General features: G+C 44.4%; 19 protein-coding genes and 1 rRNA gene (1 of these 20 only partly in view). 7 read left to right on the top strand and 13 right to left on the bottom strand.

The features are described from left to right. Both BGK61_RS02120 and BGK61_RS02115 read right to left on the bottom strand, forming a co-directional pair. Positions 1-134: ribosomal RNA gene (locus BGK61_RS02120) — 16S ribosomal RNA — on the bottom strand; it reaches 1,399 nt to the left of the window's first position. A 535-nt stretch (positions 135-669) separates the two neighbouring features. After that, entirely contained in the window at positions 670-1,581 is a 912-nt protein-coding gene (locus tag BGK61_RS02115) for a UDP-N-acetylglucosamine 2-epimerase (RefSeq protein WP_083648706.1), read from the bottom strand. Between the two features lie 343 nt (positions 1,582-1,924). Here BGK61_RS02115 and BGK61_RS02110 point away from each other — a divergent pair, with 343 nt between their 5' ends. Beyond that, positions 1,925-2,467: a gamma carbonic anhydrase family protein gene (locus tag BGK61_RS02110; RefSeq protein ID WP_076012234.1), complete on the top strand. Its 543-nt coding sequence runs from the start codon at positions 1,925-1,927 to the stop codon at positions 2,465-2,467. Here BGK61_RS02110 and aroE read toward each other — a convergent pair. After that, positions 2,464-3,303 carry a shikimate dehydrogenase gene (gene aroE, locus BGK61_RS02105; RefSeq protein ID WP_076012233.1) on the bottom strand — a complete coding sequence of 280 codons (840 nt, stop codon included), beginning with the start codon at positions 3,301-3,303 and terminating at the stop codon, positions 2,464-2,466. The two genes, BGK61_RS02110 and aroE, sit on opposite strands and share 4 nt — an antisense overlap. On the opposite strand from aroE, the gene BGK61_RS02100 reads away from it, so the two are divergent. Further along, on the top strand, positions 3,302-3,733 hold the full coding sequence (locus BGK61_RS02100; protein ID WP_014947737.1) for a group II truncated hemoglobin: 432 nt from the start codon (positions 3,302-3,304) through the stop codon (positions 3,731-3,733). The genes aroE and BGK61_RS02100 overlap by 2 nt on opposite strands. 124 nt (positions 3,734-3,857) lie before the next feature. Here BGK61_RS02100 and BGK61_RS02095 read toward each other — a convergent pair whose 3' ends face one another. The 7 genes from BGK61_RS02095 to BGK61_RS02065 form a co-directional block, all read right to left on the bottom strand. After that, positions 3,858-4,538, bottom strand: coding sequence for an OmpW family outer membrane protein (locus BGK61_RS02095; RefSeq protein WP_076012232.1), 681 nt, complete (start codon positions 4,536-4,538; stop codon positions 3,858-3,860). A 234-nt stretch (positions 4,539-4,772) separates the two neighbouring features. Further along, a complete protein-coding gene (hemF, locus tag BGK61_RS02090; RefSeq protein ID WP_075177132.1) occupies positions 4,773-5,705 on the bottom strand; it encodes an oxygen-dependent coproporphyrinogen oxidase in 933 nt (310 codons plus the stop codon). Continuing rightward, complete coding sequence (tsaC, locus tag BGK61_RS02085; RefSeq protein ID WP_076012231.1) at positions 5,702-6,307, bottom strand: L-threonylcarbamoyladenylate synthase type 1 TsaC; 606 nt, start codon at positions 6,305-6,307, stop codon at positions 5,702-5,704. Before tsaC ends, hemF begins: the two co-directional genes overlap by 4 nt. Positions 6,308-6,352: 45 nt before the next feature. Beyond that, complete coding sequence (locus BGK61_RS02080; RefSeq protein ID WP_014975256.1) at positions 6,353-6,895, bottom strand: DNA topoisomerase family protein; 543 nt, start codon at positions 6,893-6,895, stop codon at positions 6,353-6,355. Positions 6,896-6,980: 85 nt separating this feature from the next. Beyond that, positions 6,981-7,457 carry a DUF494 family protein gene (locus BGK61_RS02075; protein ID WP_014947732.1) on the bottom strand — a complete coding sequence of 159 codons (477 nt, stop codon included), beginning with the start codon at positions 7,455-7,457 and terminating at the stop codon, positions 6,981-6,983. 1 nt (position 7,458) lies between these two features. After that, the gene (gene dprA / locus BGK61_RS02070) at positions 7,459-8,568 is read right to left on the bottom strand and encodes a DNA-processing protein DprA (protein WP_076012230.1); all 1,110 of its coding nucleotides are present in this window, start codon (positions 8,566-8,568) and stop codon (positions 7,459-7,461) included. Between the two features lie 39 nt (positions 8,569-8,607). Beyond that, on the bottom strand, positions 8,608-9,681 hold the full coding sequence (locus BGK61_RS02065; RefSeq protein ID WP_083648705.1) for a LysM peptidoglycan-binding domain-containing protein: 1,074 nt from the start codon (positions 9,679-9,681) through the stop codon (positions 8,608-8,610). Positions 9,682-9,897: 216 nt separating this feature from the next. On the opposite strand from BGK61_RS02065, the gene def reads away from it, so the two are divergent. From def to trkA, 4 genes are all read left to right on the top strand, one after another. After that, positions 9,898-10,407 carry a peptide deformylase gene (gene def / locus BGK61_RS02060; protein ID WP_014977863.1) on the top strand — a complete coding sequence of 170 codons (510 nt, stop codon included), beginning with the start codon at positions 9,898-9,900 and terminating at the stop codon, positions 10,405-10,407. A gap of 8 nt (positions 10,408-10,415) precedes the next feature. Continuing rightward, a complete protein-coding gene (fmt, locus tag BGK61_RS02055) occupies positions 10,416-11,366 on the top strand; it encodes a methionyl-tRNA formyltransferase (RefSeq protein ID WP_076012228.1) in 951 nt (316 codons plus the stop codon). A gap of 2 nt (positions 11,367-11,368) precedes the next feature. Further along, positions 11,369-12,688, top strand: a complete 1,320-nt coding sequence (gene rsmB / locus BGK61_RS02050) for a 16S rRNA (cytosine(967)-C(5))-methyltransferase RsmB (RefSeq protein WP_076012227.1) — start codon at positions 11,369-11,371, stop codon at positions 12,686-12,688. A gap of 64 nt (positions 12,689-12,752) precedes the next feature. After that, a complete protein-coding gene (gene trkA, locus BGK61_RS02045; protein WP_076012226.1) occupies positions 12,753-14,132 on the top strand; it encodes a Trk system potassium transporter TrkA in 1,380 nt (459 codons plus the stop codon). Between the two features lie 130 nt (positions 14,133-14,262). Here the strand turns inward: trkA and BGK61_RS02040 are convergent, their stop codons facing one another. Beyond that, positions 14,263-15,714: a TrkH family potassium uptake protein gene (locus tag BGK61_RS02040; RefSeq protein ID WP_076012225.1), complete on the bottom strand. Its 1,452-nt coding sequence runs from the start codon at positions 15,712-15,714 to the stop codon at positions 14,263-14,265. A 245-nt stretch (positions 15,715-15,959) separates the two neighbouring features. Beyond that, entirely contained in the window at positions 15,960-16,613 is a 654-nt protein-coding gene (gene elbB / locus BGK61_RS02035) for an isoprenoid biosynthesis glyoxalase ElbB (protein ID WP_076012224.1), read from the bottom strand. Positions 16,614-17,034: 421 nt separating this feature from the next. Here elbB and polA point away from each other — a divergent pair, with 421 nt between their 5' ends. After that, a complete protein-coding gene (polA, locus tag BGK61_RS02030) occupies positions 17,035-19,824 on the top strand; it encodes a DNA polymerase I (RefSeq protein ID WP_076012223.1) in 2,790 nt (929 codons plus the stop codon). Between the two features lie 414 nt (positions 19,825-20,238). Here polA and yihA read toward each other — a convergent pair whose 3' ends face one another. After that, positions 20,239-20,874, bottom strand: coding sequence for a ribosome biogenesis GTP-binding protein YihA/YsxC (yihA, locus tag BGK61_RS02025; RefSeq protein WP_076012222.1), 636 nt, complete (start codon positions 20,872-20,874; stop codon positions 20,239-20,241). Positions 20,875-21,039: the final 165 nt, after the last annotated feature.

Below are 21,039 nucleotides of genomic sequence, written 5' to 3'. Positions count from 1 at the left end.
GGCAAGTTCCCAAGCATTACTCACCCGTCCGCCACTCGTCATCTTCTAGCAAGCTAGAAATGTTACCGTTCGACTTGCATGTGTTAGGCCTGCCGCCAGCGTTCAATCTGAGCCATGATCAAACTCTTCAATTAAATATATCGAAATATGAATCGTCGTTGCTCGCAAAGGCAAGTTCCCAAGCATTACTCACCCGTCCGCCACTCGTCATCTTCTAGCAAGCTAGAAATGTTACCGTTCGACTTGCATGTGTTAGGCCTGCCGCCAGCGTTCAATCTGAGCCATGATCAAACTCTTCAATTAAATATATCGAAATATGAATCGTCGTTGTGACACTCTTAACGAGTGCCCACACAGATTGTCTTGTCTAAATTTTTAAAGAACATTCACYAAAAGCCGTTGCTTCTTAGTGACTCACCCTGTTCGAGTGAGGTGCGCATTATACGCTGGAAGTTTTCGTTGTCAACACTTTTTGAAAATTTATTTTCTGAAGCGCTTCTTCTAAACTCCCGTCTTTACTGGCCTATAAAGGTAGTAGAGACTTACTTCAGGAGGCTTGCTGTTTTGCTTTTCCCCCGAAGCGGATGCGCATTTTAGGGAAATGAGCGCTCACGTCAACACTTATTTTAAAAAAAGTGTCATATTCGTTTTGAACGCTCAAAATACCAACTATTTCCAGTATTTCAGCTTATTCCTTAACCTGAACTTGCGCCACAGGTTAAGCGGCTTAGCTTTTATCTTACCTTTATAGTTACTATTAAAGTCATCGACTGCATCTAAAATACGTTCGCAATTACGTCCATCTCTATAGGCTTCATGATAATGGGCAAAGTCATTAACCTCTTTCATTAATGATGCTGGTCGCGTTAATGCAGTTTCAATGGCGTTTTCTACTTCGCTTACTTCTGTGACATTAAGTAAATGTTGTCCAGGGTTTGTATTGCGATAAGTGACAACAGGTTTGTTCATCATCATAAACTCTAAAATTATAGAGCTGCTGTCACACAACATGACATCTGATTGCTGAAAGTCTTCAAGACGAACATTATCGACAAACGTAACGTTACTATATTCATCTGCCAGCGCACGATATCTATCTAATAGTGCTTGATCGTTGAGTTTAGGATGAAATGTTAAACGCCAATTCCATTTCTTTTCTTTAACTAACCTACTTATTGTGTCGACAAGTACAGGAGCAGAGGTAATGCCTTTGGAAAAAGTGGTGGCGTAGAGAATAGTGGGAACATCGTTTTCCTTCTTATATGAAGAAAAGTAGTCATCCACTTTAGCCCAACCTGTTTGATACACTTTAAAAAACTGATGCTTTGCTTCAAGCTGCTTAAAATACTCTGTGCTACTTGGCCCCTGAGTACAGTACATATCAAACCACCCGCGAATAGAGAAGTGATCATCTGTAGCGCTAGTCTTCTCCCCTCGCTTACCAATCGGGTAACCGTGGAATACTGATACCTTTATACCTGGCAAAAAGTGATAGATGATATTTCCACACGCAAATATGGCTAAGGGATTGTATTCAATAACATCATTAATAGTATGAAGGCGAATTTCATCAGGCTTCAAAAGATCGGGACATTCTCCTTCCAAAAACCACGCTACTTCGTCACCTCTAGCCCTAATGGCCTCTTGTAGTGGTCTATAAATAGGATACGCATAGGAAAGGGCAGTGAAAAATACATAGCGCTTGGGCATTACAACGTCTCGATAAATTCTATTAGCAAACTACATTATCATTTTTCTCCTTGTGATTTACTACCCTCCTCTTCGCGTGTTGCAACGGAGGATAGATATCTGATGCTTAAAGCATTACAGGTATGCTCTGTAATTACCCTACTAGTACCAACTCATCGGCATTGCTGTTAGAGTTTGCGTAATTCACTTTCTGCGCAATTTATATGAGTGTGTAATGCATAAATCGATTGATAGTTTTAAAGGTGTTTCTCCTACATTAGGAAAGAATGTCTATGTTGATGGCTCGGCAAGAATCGTCGGTGATGTAGTTTTAGAAGATGATGCGAGTATTTGGCCGATGGTTGCAGCCCGTGGCGACGTGAACAAAATTCGTATTGGCGCCCGTTCTAATATTCAAGATGGCAGTGTTTTACACGTTACCCGTAAATCTGAGAAAAACCCCGACGGCTTCCCACTTATTATTGGTGAGGACGTTACTGTTGGGCATAAGTGTATGCTGCACGGCTGCCAGTTGGGTAATCGAATTCTCGTTGGCATGGGCGCTATTGTAATGGATGGAGTTGTTGTTGAAGACGATGTGTTTATTGGTGCAGGTACATTAGTGCCGCCGAACAAAAGGTTAGAAAGCGGATTTCTTTACGTTGGAAACCCCATGCAAAAGAAAAGACCGCTCAACGACGCTGAAATGGCATTCCTGAAACAGTCTGCCGTTAACTATGTTGTATTGAAAGATGAGTACCTTGAAGAAGCGAACTAGTTTCGCTTCTCACCTTGCTCAACGATAGCCCTGACACGTTTTACAATATCTGAAGTATCAGGGCGCTTTTGTGTCCATATGTAGAATGCTTCAGCCGCTTGCTCAACCAGCATCCCTAACCCATCGATTTGTGTCTTAACACCAAGTTCGGCCGCATCTCTCATAAAGCGCGTGGGTGAGTTTTTATAAACCATGTCGTACACCACTTCACAATTTTGTAAAACACCATCATTTAAACGGCACGGCAATTCATTGCTTAAACTGGCGGCTGTTGAATTAATAATAATATGAGGCGCAACATCTGCGATATCTTCAAGAGCGACCACCTGCACTTTAGCGTTAGAGGCAGCATTTACTACTTCCTCAGCTTTTGCTTTGGTTCTATTTGCAATGGTTAAAGAAGCGGCCCCTGCTTTTATTAACGGGGAGATTACGCCACGGGCTGCGCCGCCGGCACCAATAAGCAACACTCGCTTACCCTTAATTTCCACACCGCTGTTAAGCAAGTCGTTTACCAGCCCTACACCATCAGTGTTGAATCCCCATATTTCACCGCTGTCACCATTCATTAGCGTATTAACAGCTTGTGCATCTTTGGCTGCTTGGTCATCTACCTTTGCCATGTTGAATGCATCAAGCTTAAAAGGCATGGTGACGTTACAACCTACAGCGCCTTCCTGAGCTAAAAACGCGTTGGCGGCATCTACAAAACCGTCTACTGGCGCAAGTATCTTTTCATAAGAAATCTTTTCTCCCACTTGTTCAGCAAACATTTGATGGATAGTTGGTGATAAACTCTGTGCAATAGGATTTCCGAATACAGCGAATTTTTTCATGGGAATACGAGACTTATTTAATATAAAGAAGAAAAGCGATAATCGTGCTTCGCAGAGTACACCATATGAACGTATAGGTGGAGAGGAGAAAGTACGGGAATTAGCAAATACGTTTTACGACATAATGGAAACCGATCCCCTAGCCAATGAACTGCTAGCTATTCACCCCCAGCCATTAGACAGAATTCGCCACGTGTTCTTTCTCTATTTAAGTTTATGGCTTGGTGGTCCTGATGATTATCAGCAGCAGTATGGCCACCCGCGTCTGCGTGCACGCCACCTACCTTATACCGTAACACCAGAGTTAAAAGCTCAGTGGATGTATTGCATGCGAAAAGCCATGTTTAAAACGGTTGAAGATATCGCCTTAGCTCAACAGTTAATAGACGCACTTGATCAGCTCGCCAATCACATGGTGAATACGAAATAAAAAAGCGCGTTGAAAGGGTTAACCTTTTAACGCGCAACTCCCCTGTTACTGTCTACGCTCTTTATGGCGCATAAAGTAGTGCAATTGTGAAAGCCTAATAGTTAATAAGGCGTGAGACTAATAATTAGAATGTGTAACCCACCGATAAGGTATACACCCAAGGATCTATTTCAATATCACTTACCTTTCCAGCAGCATCACCCACTTTGAAGGTTGCTTCGGTATCTATATCAATGAATCGAACCGATGCATTGACATGCCATTTGGTATCAATTTGGTAATCCATTCCCACCTGTGCTGACAAGCCAAATGAATTATCAAGCGAAAGGTCGCTTAAGCCAGCTGTTTCATTCGCACCTGTAAACTCTTCATCAAATATAAAGGTATAGTTGATACCTGCACCAATGTACGGCTGAAACGCAGAGCTGGCATCATTAAAATAGTAGTTTGCGGTAAGCGTAGGAGGAAGATGCGTGACTTCACCAAGCTGATTACCCGTCCCTAACGGATCAGCAACAGAAAAATTAACGTCGTGCTTAAAGGGCGTTGCGGCAAGCAGCTCAATATTAATGTTGTCAGTAATAAAGTACGCTACATTTAAACCTAGCTGAGTATCGTTATCGATATTAAGGCCAACGCCAAGATCAGTTCCACCCGCGACGATGTTAGAAGTAGATTCGTCAGGAGCAACGGTAGTAAGACCGCCACGAACAATCCAGTCGCCCTGCTGGTGAGCGCTAGCTAAAGGTGAGAGTGCAGCAAGTGTAAGGCAAAGTGCAGATGCAGATAAAAAGTGTTTGCGCATAATATGTCTCATTTGTGGTTAACTAAGATAGGGCTACTTTACGCCTGTAGTTATGAGAAACATTGATCCAGCGCAAGCTTGATAACTCACTGAAACACTGAAGATATTCGACCTTGATATAGATCAAAAAAAACGCCGCATTAACGTCAATACGGCGTTTTTTAGTCATTAAAGATGAAAGCTGCTATCGGCGGTCCGCTTAAGGATTTAAGCGCAGCCTTATTTAATAATTAATCACCAATCAGTAGGTTTTAACCAGTCTGTCAGCTTGGCTTCGGCGCTACCCGGTGCAGGTGTATAACAATACTCCCAGCGCGCTAGCGGCGGCATCGACATTAAGATAGATTCGGTGCGCCCGCCGGTTTGCAGTCCAAATAAAGTGCCTCGGTCGAATACAAGGTTAAACTCAACGTAGCGGCCCCGGCGATAAAGTTGGAAATCACGCTCTCTTTCGCCGAAATCGGTTTGCTTACGGCGCTCAACAATAGGAACGTAAGCATCGATGAAGCCATTACCAACAGCCTGCATAAATGCAAATGATTGTTCAAAGCCCCATTCATTAAGATCATCAAAGAATAAACCGCCCACTCCGCGGGTTTCATTGCGATGCTTTAAGTAAAAGTAGTCGTCGCACCACTTTTTGTACTTAGGGTAGACATCATCGCCAAACGGCTTACATAATTTTTTAGCAGTATCATGCCAGTGTACAACGTCATCTTTAAACGGATAAAATGGCGTTAAGTCGAAGCCACCGCCAAACCACCAGATAGGTGCTTCGCCCTCTTTTTCTGCAATAAAAAAGCGAACATTAGCGTGTGACGTTGGGATATACGGGTTATGTGGATGAATAACGAGTGATACACCCATAGCCTGAAAGTTTCTTCCTGCTAATTCAGGCCGATTAGCCGTTGCTGATGCCGGCATTTGACTGCCAAACACATGGGAAAAGTTAACGCCGCCCTGTTCAATCACCGCACCATTTTTTAGTACTCGAGAACGGCCACCGCCACCTTCTTCTCGCTGCCAGCTGTCTTCAACAAACTGGCCCTTACCATCGGCAAGTTCAAGGGTTTGGCAAATGGTGTCTTGCAGCCCTAGTAAATAGCTTTTTACTTGTTCTATTACTTCAGCGGCATTTTTACCGTCCAGTAATTCTGCTGATGTCATGCTCTTATTACCTCTGCTGTGTCACCATCGCGAATGGTACTGGGTTTAGTTGCACCGCCTACTTCCCCTTCGACATAGAAAACGGAATCAGCGAATACGGCTTTTGCTTCTTCAGTGGTGATGGCTGGCGGTTGGCCGGTCAGGTTAGCGCTTGTAGAAACTAACGGTTTACCTAACTTGTTGCACAATTCCACTACTACAGGGTGATTAGTTACGCGCACCGCTATTTTACTGTGCTTGCCCGTTAACCATGCAGGAGCCGACGCAGACTTAGGTAATAACCAAGTGTTAGGGCCGGGCCAACTTGAAAAAATCTCAGTACGTCTGTCAAGGCGAATGGCATTGTCATTAACATAAGGCAGTAGCTGGCTATAGTTTGCTGCAATTAAAATCACGCCCTTTTCTACCGGTCGCTGTTTTATCTCTAACAGCGCATTTACAGCGGCTTCATTGTCGGGGTCACATCCGATGCCCATTACCGCTTCGGTTGGATAAACGATTAAACTGCCAGCTTGGAATGCGGCAACAACAGGGTCTACTTCAGGTGAGTTAGCCTCAACGGGGGTAAACGTGTTTACGTGCCCATTTTGGATATCAGACATGGTTTTAATCTCTACGTATAGTTCTTCGTTTAGTTGTTCGTATAATTACTTTTTAAAGCCACAACTAGGCTGAGGACACTGTAACTGCCCCTTTTTATCTATCAATACTCCCCAACCGCAGTCTGGGCAGCTTTCATTGACCGGCGTGAAATTTAGCACATATCGACATTGTGGATAATGGTTGCACGCAAAAAACTGTTTGCCGTATTTGTTAGTACGCGAGATTAGATGCCCTTTCTTACACTTTGGACAATCCACCAAAGTATCTTCTTTTTCTTTAATGGGCTCTATGTGATGGCATGAAGGAAAATTGGTACAGCCGATAAACATGCCAAACCGCCCTTTCTTTATGGCTAAGTCGGATGCGCATTCAGGGCAGGCTACACCGTCTAAGGTTTTCAGTATGGTGGTTTGTTTATCGTGAAGTGGCTTACTAAAGCTACATTCCGGATAGCCCGTACACCCGATAAAAGGGCCAGATTTACTGTTCTTTATATGAAGAGGTTTACCGCACTCGGGGCAATCTCCGAAATTATCATCGAGAGCATGCTCGTGCGCTGAAAAGAGTGAATGGTCTATTTTAGACATGTATTGGACGTTAAGGCCTTAAACGCGCTGTAATTTCACAGCGCATTTTTAAGTAAAGATTCAAATACCAGTGACTACAACTGCATTAATGCAGAACACCATCTGGCTCTTCGAACAAAAGATCTTCCATTTGTGCGTAGGCTTTCTCTTTGCCAGGTACGTTGAATAGTACCATTAGCACCACCCACTTCAGGTCTTCCAAGCAAAATTCATTGGAATCAATTTCCATAACGCGATCTATAACCATTTCGCGTGTGGAGGCATCCAACACATTAACCTGTTCTAAGAACATAAGAAAACCGCGACATTCCACATCTAAACGCATTTGTTCTTCGTGCGTGTAAATACGACTTAAGCTAGTGCTAATGCCTTTACAAAAATACGGTTTGATATCCGTCTCTTGCAGTGCCGCTAACTTTTCTAACCATGCGAGGGCTTTATAAATCTCATCGTGATGAAATCCTGCGCGCACAAGCTCTTCCGTTAACTCGTCTTGGTCAACACGAATTTCCGTTTCACTGTGAATGAAGTTTTCAAACAGATACATGAGGATATCGAACATATTATTTTCCCCTCAATTTAACGTAACCACCAGGGACAGCGGCCACTAAACCACGCAACTCATATTCTAATAATGATGCCATTGCTTGCGATACAGATAAGGCATTGCGCTGGGCTATGACATCAATAGCGGTGATGTCATAATCCACACTAGCTAATAATTTATCGGTTGCCAAGCTATTCGCTGTACTTTTTTCGTTTTGCTCGTCAACATTCAAGCCCAATTGTTCAGGCTGAACCCCAACTTCATCAAGAATATCGTTTATATTAGTTACTAATTTTGCGCCCTGTTGGATTAACCAGTGGCAACCTTCAGAGTACTCGTGAAAGATATTACCCGGCACAGCGAATACTTCCCGCCCCATATCTGCGGCCAAATTCGCAGTTATCAAGGTGCCACTTTTAATTTTTGCTTCTACCACAAGGGTCCCAAGGGATAACGCTGCGATAATTCGGTTTCTTCTAGGAAAGTGCCAGGGTTTGGGCCCCTGCCCTGGAAAAAATTCCGTTACGCTAACGCCGCCGTCATTATTAATAGCTTCATAGAGCTTACTGTTTTTCGCGGGGTATACTTTTTCAGGCCCCGTGCCCATTACCGCAATGGTTCCGGTACTACCAGAAAGTGCGCCTTGGTGCGCGGCACTATCAATACCCATAGCAAGCCCGCTAGTGACCACTACACCGTTATTGGATAACCCAAAAGCAATGTCGTTGGCGATTCGCTTTCCTTGAAGGCTGGCCCTTCTGCTTCCCACTATGGCAATCTGTGGTTTTTGCAAATGTGCTTTATTTCCTGTAGCAAATAGCACAAGGGGTGGACTGTCTAATTGCTTAAGTGATTCAGGGTAGGAAGACGATGTCAGTGGAATAATGTGTCTATTACCACTCCCGCGCAGCCAATTCTGGGCAGCATCTACAAGAGACGGTGATATTTGGCTAGTGAGCTGTTTAACATTGTCAGGGAGTGTTGATGTATTGCTGGCTAGATCTACAGAAGAAAGTTGATACTTTTCAAGAGCCTCTAGCCAAAGTTTAGGTGACACACGCTGAGCGGAAGCCAACGCAATCCATGCTAATGCTTCGCTGTCTAACTGAGATGATTGTTGGGCCATTGTCGCTCCTGATACGAGCGACAATGAACCATGCATCGCTTAGGGCTTTGCGACAATAAAGCCGCGCTTTATCCCTTTGTTCGCTCGCGTTATTAATCCGTAACTTGCCGCATCAAATGTTTTGAACACAACAACTTCACCCACTTTAAGTGCGGGTTGCGATACCGTATCGATAAACCACTCACCACTATTATTAGCGCCGGGCTCATCAACGTAACGGGGGTTATCTTCATCAATAATGGCAGGGCCTTGTGAATAAAGACCTAAGACCGTGCCTGGCGCCACGTCCATGTTACCTAGATCAAGGATAACAATGTCGTACTTGCCAAGTAAATCATGATCGTGCAGGTCTCCAACAACTGCGCCTCGTTGCGAAGTGGCGGGAACAAGTTCGAAGTCTTCAGGGTGCTCAAACCCACCCGCCATCAATTTATCGCCACGCTTTGCCTCTTGGTTCGCATCATCAATGAAAAGCAACATAGTGTCGCCAGCTTGGTCTTTTTCCACTACCGAAGCTGTTGAAACATGGGTAACCTGAATGCCAAGGGTCTCCCCGTCGAGGTTTTTAATGGTAGCGTGCTTTCTTATCACTCTATACTGATCGTCAGAACTGAATTGTTGCTGGCTTAACACAAAATCATCAGACGCAAACCTCACATTTCCGTCTTGATTCCCTAACAATTTAGGCAGAGACTCGTAACTTTCCTCATTCATCAACATATGCTGTTTTATGAAGGGCGAGATAGATGTCCACGACAATACATCGACAGGCTTTGGTTTTACTCGTTTATCGGTAGACGGAGACAGCTTATAGGAAGGCTTATCGCGTTTTACGCTTAAAACTGGCTGTCCGTCGACGTACCCTACTATGATTACGTCGCCCGGGTAAATAAGGTGTGGGTTGTCAATTTGGGTGTTAGTTCGCCACAATTCAGGCCAAAGCCAAGGCTCGTTAAGAAAGATATTGGCAATTGCCCAGAGCGTATCACCACGCTTAACCGTGTAGGTTTCTGGCGCGCTTTCTTTAAGTTGCAGCGCGAAGGTAGGCAACGAAAGCAGTGCGCCTAAGAGAAGTATTGCTACACGACGCCCATAAATTAATCGCTTTTTCAAATTAACCACCTGCAAATTATTCATTGTCGCTTATTGTTGATTTTTCAGACAATAGCACTATATCGGCATAACTAGTTATTCTAATAGGGTTTCGGTAAAAAACTGCACGAAACAGCCCGATATACGTTAGAATAGTAACTTAATAAGCACTGTAAAGTGTGCTGGCAATTAGATCGTATATGAATTTATACAGCGAAAAGGTGAAGTAAGCGAGAAATGGCAATTTTAGACGTATTAAGTTTTCCTGATGAACGTCTTCGCACGGTAGCTAAGCCGGTTGAAGAGGTTAACGACGAAATTAAACAATTGGTATCGGACATGTTCGAAACCATGAAAGACGAGAACGGTATTGGCCTTGCCGCAACGCAAGTTAACCGCCACGTTCAAGTTGTTGTAATGGACGTATCGGAAGATCAAAACGAGCCACGCGTATTTATTAACCCTGAAATCATTCGTAAAGATGGCTCCACAATTAGCGAAGAAGGCTGTTTATCAGTACCGGGTAATTACGCGAAAGTTGAGCGCGCCGAAGCAATTACAGTAAAAGCGCTAGATCAAAACGGCGAAAGCTTTGAGTTGGATGCAGAAGGTTTGTTAGCGATCTGTATTCAGCACGAGCTCGACCATTTAAAAGGTAAACTGTTTATTGATTACCTTTCACCGCTTAAGCGCCAACGTATTCGTAAAAAGCTTGAGAAAGAAGCGCGTCTTGCGGCAAAAGCCTAAGGAATAACGTGACAACTCCATTGAAAGTGATTTTTGCCGGTACTCCGGATTTTGCAGCTAAACATCTATCAGCGTTACTCGAGAGCGAGCACGAAGTCATTGCTGTTTACACCCAGCCTGATAGACCTGCAGGGCGAGGTAAGAAACTTACGGCTAGCCCGGTTAAAGTATTAGCAGAAGAAAACGCCATTCCTGTATACCAGCCTCAATCGCTTAAAGCTCAAGACGCTCAGGAAGAATTAGCCTCGCTCAATGCCGATTTAATGGTAGTTGTTGCTTATGGACTGATACTGCCTACAGCAGTGTTAAACGCACCTAAGCTAGGTTGCATTAACGTGCACGGCTCTATTTTGCCCAAGTGGCGAGGCGCCGCTCCAATCCAGCGTTCAATCTGGGCTGGTGACGCTGAAACTGGCGTAACCATAATGCAAATGGACGAAGGCTTAGATACGGGTGATATGCTGCATATTGCAACATTACCTATTACACCTGAAGACACCAGCGCCACCTTATATGAAAAGCTTGCAGAGCTGGGACCACAAGCGTTGGTCGAGGTCGTTAATGAATTTGATCATTACACACCCACCAAACAAGATGATTCTCAAGCCACCTATGCGAAAAAGCTATCTAAAGAAGAAGCCCTTATTAATTGGGCAGACGATGCAGAACAAATAGAGCGTAATATCCGCGCCTTCAATCCTTGGCCTGTAGCGTGGATGCAGGTCGAAGATCAGAATATAAAGGTATGGTCTGCTAACGTTGTTCCGTTAAATAAAGATGTAACGCCAGGTACGGTAATCGGTGCCAATAAAAAAGGCATTACTATCGCTACAGGGCGCGATGCGCTTTGCATTACATCACTTCAAATTCCAGGTAAAAAGGCGCTTCCAGCGTCAGACGTTATCAATGCTCGCCAAACGTGGTTTGAAGTGGGTCGTTGTCTGACACAAGCGGACTAAACGTGAAACCATTACCCCTTCCAAAACAAAAGAACCTGCGCGCAGATTGCGCGTGGGTCATCTATCAAATTTTAGAACAAGGCAAGTCATCTCGTGAGTGCTTAGAGCGCGTTCAGCGCAGACACAACGCTAGAGATAACGCATGGCTTCAAGAGATGTCGTTAGGCGTGATGCGTCGCCTGCCCCTTTTACAACACTGGCTACGCTCTTTGTTGGATAGACCTCTAAAAGGCAATAAGAAGGTCATAGAACATCTTATTCTTCTTGGTTTGTACCAGCTCAGTTTTTCCCGCGTTAGCAATCACGCCGCCGTAGGTGAAACCGTCGCCGCCGCCTCTTATTTAAATGCTGCAGGGCTAAAAGGGTTAGTTAATGCAGTACTGCGTAATTTTCAGCGTGAGAACCTTGCTGACAAACCGGTAGACGACGCCATCATAAACAGCGGCTTACCAAAGTGGTTATTTAAGGCAATTGAGAACGCCTACGGTGACGACGCCGAGCAGGTACGTAGTGAAACGAATGCCATGGCCCCCATCTGGCTTCGCGTGAATAAATTGCAAACATCGTTGGCGGCATTTACTCAGGCGCTAGATAAAGCAGGGGTTGAATATACCCTTAGTGAAAACCACGCTGAGGCGGTAATTCTGACTAAGCGAGAAGATATTACTGCCCTGCCTGGTTTTGAAAAGGGTCATTTTGCGGTACAAGATGGGGCAGCGCAATTAGCTGCACATTACTTAAAGCCTCAAGCAAAAGAACGCATTCTAGACTGTTGCGCCGCACCAGGCGGAAAAACAGGGCACATTGTTGAGTGTGCACCTGATACAGAGTACGTGTTAGCGCTTGATGCCGACGCTACACGCCTAAAACGCGTAGAAGAAAACATGACTCGCCTTAAGCATACGGTCGATATTAAGCAGGGTGATGCAGCTAATCCTGAGACCTGGTGGGACGGAAAGCCCTTCGACAGAATATTGCTGGATGCCCCCTGCTCTGCAACTGGTGTTATTCGACGTCACCCAGATATTCGATGGCTTCGAAAAGCCAATGACATAGACAATTTAGCGCAGCTACAACGGCGCATATTAGATACATTGTGGGGTCTATTAAAACCGGGTGGCACACTACTATATGCAACATGTTCTATTTTGCCGAAAGAGAACATGGCGCAAATAAAGCAGTTTTTAGCCGACACACCTGACGCTACCTTATCGCCCTTAGTAAAAACGGAGACTGTCGACAAACCCGGACGTCAGATAACGCCTGGTGAGCAACAAATGGATGGTTTCTACTATGCGAGGCTGGTAAAGTCATCAGACTGAGTTCAATAGTTGTGCAACGTCACACGGTTAAGACCTGCACGAATATGAAGGCAAAATAATAACGATGAAGATCATCATTTTAGGGGCCGGCCAAGTAGGCGGAACACTTGCTGAAAACCTAGTAGGTGAAAATAACGAAATAACGGTTATTGACTCTGACCCCACTATATTGCGCGCACTTCAAGACCGCCTTGATTTACAAGTAGTAACCGGCGTGGGTTCACACCCTGACGTGTTGCGTAAGGCCGGTGCGGAAGATGCCGACATGCTGATAGCCGTAACCAACAGTGATGAAAGCAATATGCTGGCCTGTCAGGTGGCCTACAGCTTATTTAAAACTCCCACTAAAATTGCCCGCGTGCGCTCTGAACAATATATTATTTATCAAGAGCAGCTATATAAGCAGCAGGACATTCCCGTTGACCACATTATCGCTCCTGAGCAGTTGGTAACTAAGGCCATTAAACGCCTTATCGATTACCCGGGCGCACTGCAAGTTGTAGAGTTTGCCGAAGGTAAAGCCAGTCTTGTGGCAGTTAAAGCTTATTACGGCGGTTTATTGGTAGGACACGCGTTGTCTGCACTTAAAGACCACATGCCTAACGTTGAAACCCGGGTTGCTGCCATTTACCGACGCGGCCGCCCTATTCGACCGTTAGGTACAACGGTTATTGAGGCCGATGATGAAGTGTTCTTTATTGCCGCTACTAAGCACATCCGTGCAGTAATGAGTGAGCTTCAAAAGCTCGAATCCAGTTACAAGCGAATAATGATAGCCGGTGGTGGTTTGATTGGCGCAGGTTTAGCTAAACAGCTGGAGCACAATCACAATGTTAAGCTTATTGAATACAGCCCAGAACGAGCAAAGTATCTTTCTGCCAACTTAGATAAAACCATTGTTTTCAGCGGTGACGCATCTGATCCTGAGTTACTTAGCGAAGAAAATATCGAGCAAGTCGACGCCTTTATTGCTGTTACCAACGACGATGAAGCGAATATCATGTCAGCCATGCTGGCCAAGCGTATGGGTGCACAAAAAGCCATGGTGCTTATCCAGCGCAGTGCTTATGTGGACTTGGTGCAAGGCGGTGAGATAGACATCGCGTTTTCACCTCAACAAGCCACTATCTCGGCGCTACTGACTCACGTACGTCGCGGTGACATTGTAAACGTGTATTCCTTACGCCGAGGTGCTGCAGAAGCTATCGAAGCGATTGCTCATGGCGATGAAACTACATCAAAAGTAGTTGGCAAACAGATAGGTGATATTAAACTTCCTCCAGGCACCACAATTGGTGCTATTGTTCGCGACGATCAGGTGATTATTGCCCACAGCGATACCAAGATTGAAGCTGACGATCACGTTATTTTGTTCTTGGTTGATAAAAAGTATATTAACGACGTTGAAAAGCTGTTTCAGCCTAGCGCGTTTTTCTTCGGCTAGCTTTTACGGTTTAGCGCAAACATTGATAAACAATGCAGTTATGAAAGGTAAAGGGCGATTATCTTCGCCCTTTGTTTTTTTGTATTCGCAATTCAAACCTGTTGGCTTAGCAAATGGGTTCCTACTTAAATTAGCTTCGCCAGAATGTGGGAGAAAATAACACCAGTAAAGAGAAGACTTCTAGTCGACCAAACACCATGGCTATCACCAGTATCCACTTACCTGCATCTGTAACATCAGCATAGTTAGCCGCTACGCTTCCCAAGCCTGGGCCCAAATTATTCAGCATAGCTGCAGTAGCGGTAAAGGCACTAAGGTTATCTAGCCCTGTAGCAATAAGCCCTATCATAATGATCACGAAGACTACTGCATAGGCCGAAAAGAACCCCCATACAGCCTCTACGACTCTATCAGGCATGGCGCGGTCGCCAAACTTTACGCTGTATACCGCCTTAGGATGAATAAGCCTATCAACTTCTCGCTTACCTTGTAAGAACAGCAAGCACACCCGTACCACTTTTAAGCCGCCACCTGTAGAACTTGCACACCCACCAATAAAGCTTGAGAAGATAAGCATAATGGGCAGAAATGTAGGCCAGACCGAAAAGTCTGTAGTAGCAAAACCGGCAGTCGTGCTGATTGATACAGCTTGAATCATAGCTTGATCTAAGGCCTGCTCTGCGGAGCTGTAATAACCTGAAAGGGTCAGCACTAAGAAGCAAATTCCAATTAGTGACGCTTGAATAATAAAGAAGGCCTTGAACTCTGGGTCTTTAAAATAGCCTTTGACCGAACGAGAGCTCACCGCCGCATAGTGTAATGAGAAGTTCAATGCAGCAATGAGCAGGAAAACAGTACATACCACGTTGACCATGGGGCTATTAAAGTAGCCTAAGCTTGCGTCGTGATTTGAAAAGCCACCAATAGCTACGGTAGAAAAAGAGTGGCAAATAGCGTCAAAAACACTCATTCCTGCAAGCCAGTACGCGCCGGCACATGCAATCGTTATCGACAGGTAGATGTACCACAAATGCTTTGCCGTATCGGCAATACGCGGCGTCATCTTGTTATCTTTGACGGGGCCTGGTGTCTCTGCTCGATACAGCTGCATGCCTCCAACGCCAAGAATAGGCAGTATGGCAACGGCAAGTACGATGATACCCATACCACCTAACCACTGAAGCTGCTGACGGTAAAACTGCACAGAATGAGGAAGAAAGTCTATTCCCTCAATAACCGTGGCCCCCGTTGTAGTCAAACCAGAAAATGACTCAAAAAAAGCGTCGGTCACCGTCATGCTCGGTTGCTCTAGCAAGATAAGCGGGATTGCCCCCACGCTTGCCAGCACCGACCAAAACAGCGCAACAATCAGAAAGCCTTCTCGTGCTCTTAAGTCATTTTTCTGCTGACGATTGGGATACCACAGCGCCATACCGCCAATAACGCATAATATAAAGGCAAGGGTAAAAGGTAGGCCGCTGCCATCTTGATAAATCAACGACACGATAGCTGGCGGGATCATTGTGACGCTAAAAAGCGCGATTAATAACCCAAGTATTCGTATGATGGCACGGTAGTGCATTGTTTTTTATGCCTTTATTTTTATAGTGCGCATAAGGACAGATAAGCCCTAGTTAAAATGTGCTTTTTTTGAATTAAATTCAAAAATTAAAACGCTCTACATTACGTATAGGGTTTTGATTATAGGACTATAATGAACAAGGGGAAACCTTTGTCTCCCCACAATGTTACGTCTAATTAGACATTAGGGCGCAGTAATGTTTGCTATACGGAACAAATCGACAACGCCTAGTTATGTTGGCGTAATTACTTCATGGCGAGCACAGTCTTGACCATTTTAGTGATACTCGCGTTAGCCTCACTGATATTTTGCGCCAGCATGTACGCAGGAGTAGTAACCAACTTAGCATCATTATCAACTACCACCTCGTCTACAGCGCAATTAACGTGAGTTGCTCCTAAGGCATTTAAGCCGCTAGCAGTCGCTTCGTCATTACCAATGGTCAGTTTAGTTTTATTGCCATATACCTTTGCTGCTAGTGCAGGCGCGATACACGCATACGCAGCCGGCTTTTTAGCTTGTGCAAAAGCCTTGCAAACAGCAAGAACATCTTCATTGAATGAGCAATTTTCTCCTTCTACAGCAAACGTGCACAGGTTCTTTGCAGCGCCAAAACCACCGGGCAAAATAAGGGTCTCGAAGGTATCAACATCGCACTCGGTCACCGGCTTTATGTCACCGCGCGCTATGCGGGCCGACTCTACTAACACGTTACGGGTTTCGCCTTCTGACACTTCACCCGTTAAGTGATTCACCACATGCAGCTGGTTTACATCTGGAGCAAAACATTGATAGGACGCCCCTTCTTGCTCAATAGCTAAAAGCGTTAATACTGCTTCGTGTAACTCTGCCCCGTCGAACACACCACTACCACTTAAAATAACGGCTACTTGTTTCATATTGTCCTCCTAGACGGTATGCCATCTACTTATTCAAAATTTGGCTATTAAACACACAACTGTACAAAAAAAGTTCTTAATAATACGTGTATACAATGTTAATGGTTATGCTACATTACTTGACCGACTTGGTTAAACCAAAAATAAACGTACACCAAGTTATCCACATAAAATGGAATGGTAAGTAGCAGGTATGCTGTTTTCACACCTTAGTCTCATTCCCTTATTTTTCTTGATTTGAAAGGTGATCTTTAACTTGACAAAGATCGCCCAGATCACTGCGTCCAAATTTTTAGATCACAAAGTTATCCACAGGCGAAGTGCGATCTACTATCGACCTTAATGTTCCTTCATGATATGGCGATCTGCCCTAGCCTGTGGCATCCTTGCGCTCATATTGTATATTGGAAAATCGCCATCTATGCCTGATTCTAAAAAGCCTCCATTTATTCTTGTCGATGGATCGTCGTATCTTTTTCGTGCCTTTCACGGGTTGCCGCCGCTGACCAATTCAAAAGGCCAAGACACCGGTGCTATCTATGGTGTTGTAAACATGCTTAAAAGCTTGATTAAGCAATACAACCCTACGCACATGGCGGTGATTTTTGATGCCAAGGGCAAGACCTTTCGCGACGACATCTATAAAGAGTACAAAGCGAACCGTCCGCCAATGCCAGATGAGCTAAGAAGCCAGATCGAACCTTTACATGCCATCATCAAAGCGATGGGTTTACCCGTTATTGTTGAGCCAGGAGTAGAGGCGGATGACGTAATTGGTACGTTGGCCAAGCACGCCACAGAGAAAGGTATTGATACCCTTATCAGCACCGGCGATAAGGACATGGCGCAGCTGGTAAATGAACATGTCACCTTGATCAACACCATGACGAATCAATTGATGGACGTTGAGGGTGTAAATACTAAGTTTGGTATTCCACCAGAGCTTGTGATCGATTTTCTTGCGCTTAAGGGCGATAAAGTAGACAACATCCCGGGCGTGCCAGGTGTGGGTGATAAGAGTGCCCAAGCCTTGTTAAATGGTATTGGCGGCATTGACGACATTTATAAAAATCTAGATAAAATTGCTGAGTTGTCGTTTAGGGGCAGTAAATCGATGGCAGCTAAAATGCAAGAGTATGAAGAGCAAGCTCGTCTTTCTCATACACTTGCTACCATCAGTATAGATCTCGATCTGGACTATGATGTTGAAGAATTAATGCCATGTCAGGCCGACAATGAGCAGCTGCGAGATCTGTTTGCCGAGTTCGAGTTTAAACGTTGGCACGCAGAAGTAAGTGCCCTTTTAGCTGGCGGTGATACAACAACTGCCGTCGCCGCAAGCGAAGACGCTGATGATAGCGAGCAAGATAGCTCATCAGGTTCATCCGTAGATATTGATAAATCGAAATACGAAACCGTACTTGACGAGGAACGATTTAACGCTTGGGTCGAGAAGCTAGTAAACGCAGAGTTATTCGCATTTGATACCGAGACTACTAGCCTTAATTACATGGATGCAGAATTAGTTGGCGTTTCATTTTGTATAGAAGAAGGTGAAGCCGCTTACGTGCCTGTTGCTCACGATTACCCAGATGCCCCCGCCCAGCTATCGCGAGAGTTTGTATTAGACGCGTTAAAACCTATTTTGGAATCAGACAAAGTGATCAAAGTAGGCCAGCATATTAAGTACGACAAGAATGTACTAGCTAACTACGATATCACCTTAAACGGTATTGGCTTTGACACCATGCTTGAAAGCTATGTGCTAAACAGTACTGCACAGCGCCACGATATGGACTCACTTGCCCTAGCCTATTTAGGTCATAAGACGATTCACTTTGAAGAGATAGCAGGCAAAGGCGCTAAACAGCTTACGTTTAATCAAATTAGTCTTGAAGAAGCTGGTCCGTACGCTGCGGAAGATGCTGATATCACGCTACGCTTACACAATGCAATTTGGACTAAGTTAAAAGATATCCCTGAGCTTAAAAACTTGCTGATAGATGTTGAAGTACCCCTTGCTTGTGTTCTTTCCCGTATGGAGCAAGAGGGGGTGTTGATTGACAGTCAAAAGCTACGTCAACAAAGTCAGGACCTTGCTACGCGTATTGCGGAACTTGAGAAAGAAGTTCACGAAGAAGCCGGCGAACCCTTTAACCTTGGCTCAACCAAGCAACTTCAGCAAATTTTGTTTGAAAAGATGTCGCTGCCAATCATAAAGAAGACGCCTAAAGGTGCGCCATCTACTTCTGAGGACGTACTGCAAGAACTTGCGCTTGAGTATCCGTTACCGAAGAAGATCATGGAATACCGAGGCTTAACCAAGCTTAAGAATACCTACACGGATAAACTTCCTAAGATGATCAATCATCGCACGGGCCGGGTACACACGTCCTATCACCAAGCGGTAACAGCAACTGGACGCCTATCTTCAACGGATCCTAATTTACAGAACATCCCTATTCGAAACGAAGAAGGACGTCGTGTGCGTCAGGCATTTATACCAAGAGAAGGGAATAAATTCGTTGCTGCCGACTACTCGCAAATTGAATTGCGAATAATGGCTCACCTTTCGGGTGATAAGGGTCTATTAGACGCCTTTGCACATGGCAAAGATATTCATAAAGCTACAGCCTCTGAAGTATTTGGTGTTCCATTAGATGAAGTAACCACTGAACAGCGTCGCAGTGCAAAAGCGATTAACTTTGGTCTTATCTACGGTATGAGTGCATTTGGATTGTCAAAGCAACTTAATATTCCGCGCAACGAAGCACAAAAGTACATGGATCTTTACTTTGAACGCTACCCTGGCGTGCTTGAATATATGGACTCTACACGTGAGAGCGCCAAGGACAAAGGGTATGTAGAGACTGTATTCGGGCGCAGACTTTATTTGCCAGACATTAAAGCTAGTAATGGAGCACGTCGAAAAGGTGCAGAACGCGCGGCGATTAATGCGCCTATGCAAGGCACGGCTGCAGACATCATTAAGATGGCAATGATCAAAGTTGATGACTGGATCAGGAAAAATGCATCTGATGACGTGACCATGATGATGCAAGTACACGATGAATTGGTTTTTGAGATAAAAGAAGACAAGGTTGAAACCTATGTCTCTACTATTACTGCTCTTATGGAAAGCGCAGCCACCCTTAACGTTCCGTTAGTCGTCGAGGCTGGTGTGGGCGATAACTGGGATGAAGCGCACTAGTTTGGTAATTAGATTACAGTTTTTACATGAAATGGCGTGTTATCTTCGTTAAATTTGGTAATTTAATTACATAACACCCTTGCCTTTTCTGTGCTTTGTTGTAATATTACGCATGTAGGGTACAGAGGTGAGAAAGCTGTTTTCAAACCTTTGCTTTGACCCCGACAGTTTTGTCGGGGTTTTTTTATGCCCGTATAAAATAATTAATCTATAAATATCAAATAGTTAAAAATAAAAAACGGCTTTCCGCTAAATTTTTCTGAACTTCTTTATTTATAGCTACTCTATATCTTCGGTTTTTATGTGTTTTCTCTCAGTTTACGCCTCGCACTATGCGGGGCGTTCTTTTTTCTAGCACCCCACATCGTCTTATCAAGTACACCAAGTCAGTGTAAGTGAGACTCACTATTTAGATTATTGAGCTTCGCTATCTGGTTCTTCAGCTTCATCCTGTTTACCTAAGCCGAACCACGTATCCAAGATACGCTCTAACTCAGGCAAACCATGCTTATTTAGTGACGAAAAGGTTTGTACCGTTACATCGCCCATAAAGGCCATAGCAGCTTCACGCGCCATCAGCAATTGTGCTTTGCGCTTACCGCTTTTCAATTTGTCGGCCTTAGTAAGTAATGCAAGTACAGGAATATTTGACGCTACAGCCCAATGAATAAGATCTTGGTCTAAATCTTTAAATGGATGACGAATATCCATTAAAACGACTAATCCTTTAAGGGACTTGCGCTTTTGAAGATATTCACCGAGTGACGCCTGCCACTTCTTTTTCATGGCTACCGGCACTTTTGCGAAGCCGTATCCTGGCAAATCAACCAAACGTAAGTCTTCTTCTAATTCAAAGACGTTGATCAACTGGGTGCGCCCCGGCGTTTTACTTGTTCTAGCCAAGTTTTTCTGGCGAGTTAACGTGTTAAGTGCACTCGATTTACCTGCATTTGAGCGACCAGCAAAGGCAACTTCAATTCCGGTATCATTTTTTAAATGACGAATGTCTGGTGCACTCGTAAAGAATTTTGCTTTGGTGTAATACGACATCTAGACTTACCTCCACATGCGTCACAACCTTCGGTTTACAGTTTTTTAATGAATAAACCAACTAAAAACCATAGTTTTATCATGGAATAGGTTTTTCTGACGCGTTAAATGTGTAAAATACGCATGATATCACGTATATCACGCGAGCCGTTGGATCCATTTAAG

It is taken from the genome of Alteromonas abrolhosensis (assembly GCF_001953635.1).
GTDB classification, from domain to species: Bacteria; Pseudomonadota; Gammaproteobacteria; order Enterobacterales; family Alteromonadaceae; genus Alteromonas; species Alteromonas abrolhosensis.
This window is presented reverse-complemented; position numbering and strand designations above follow the sequence as displayed.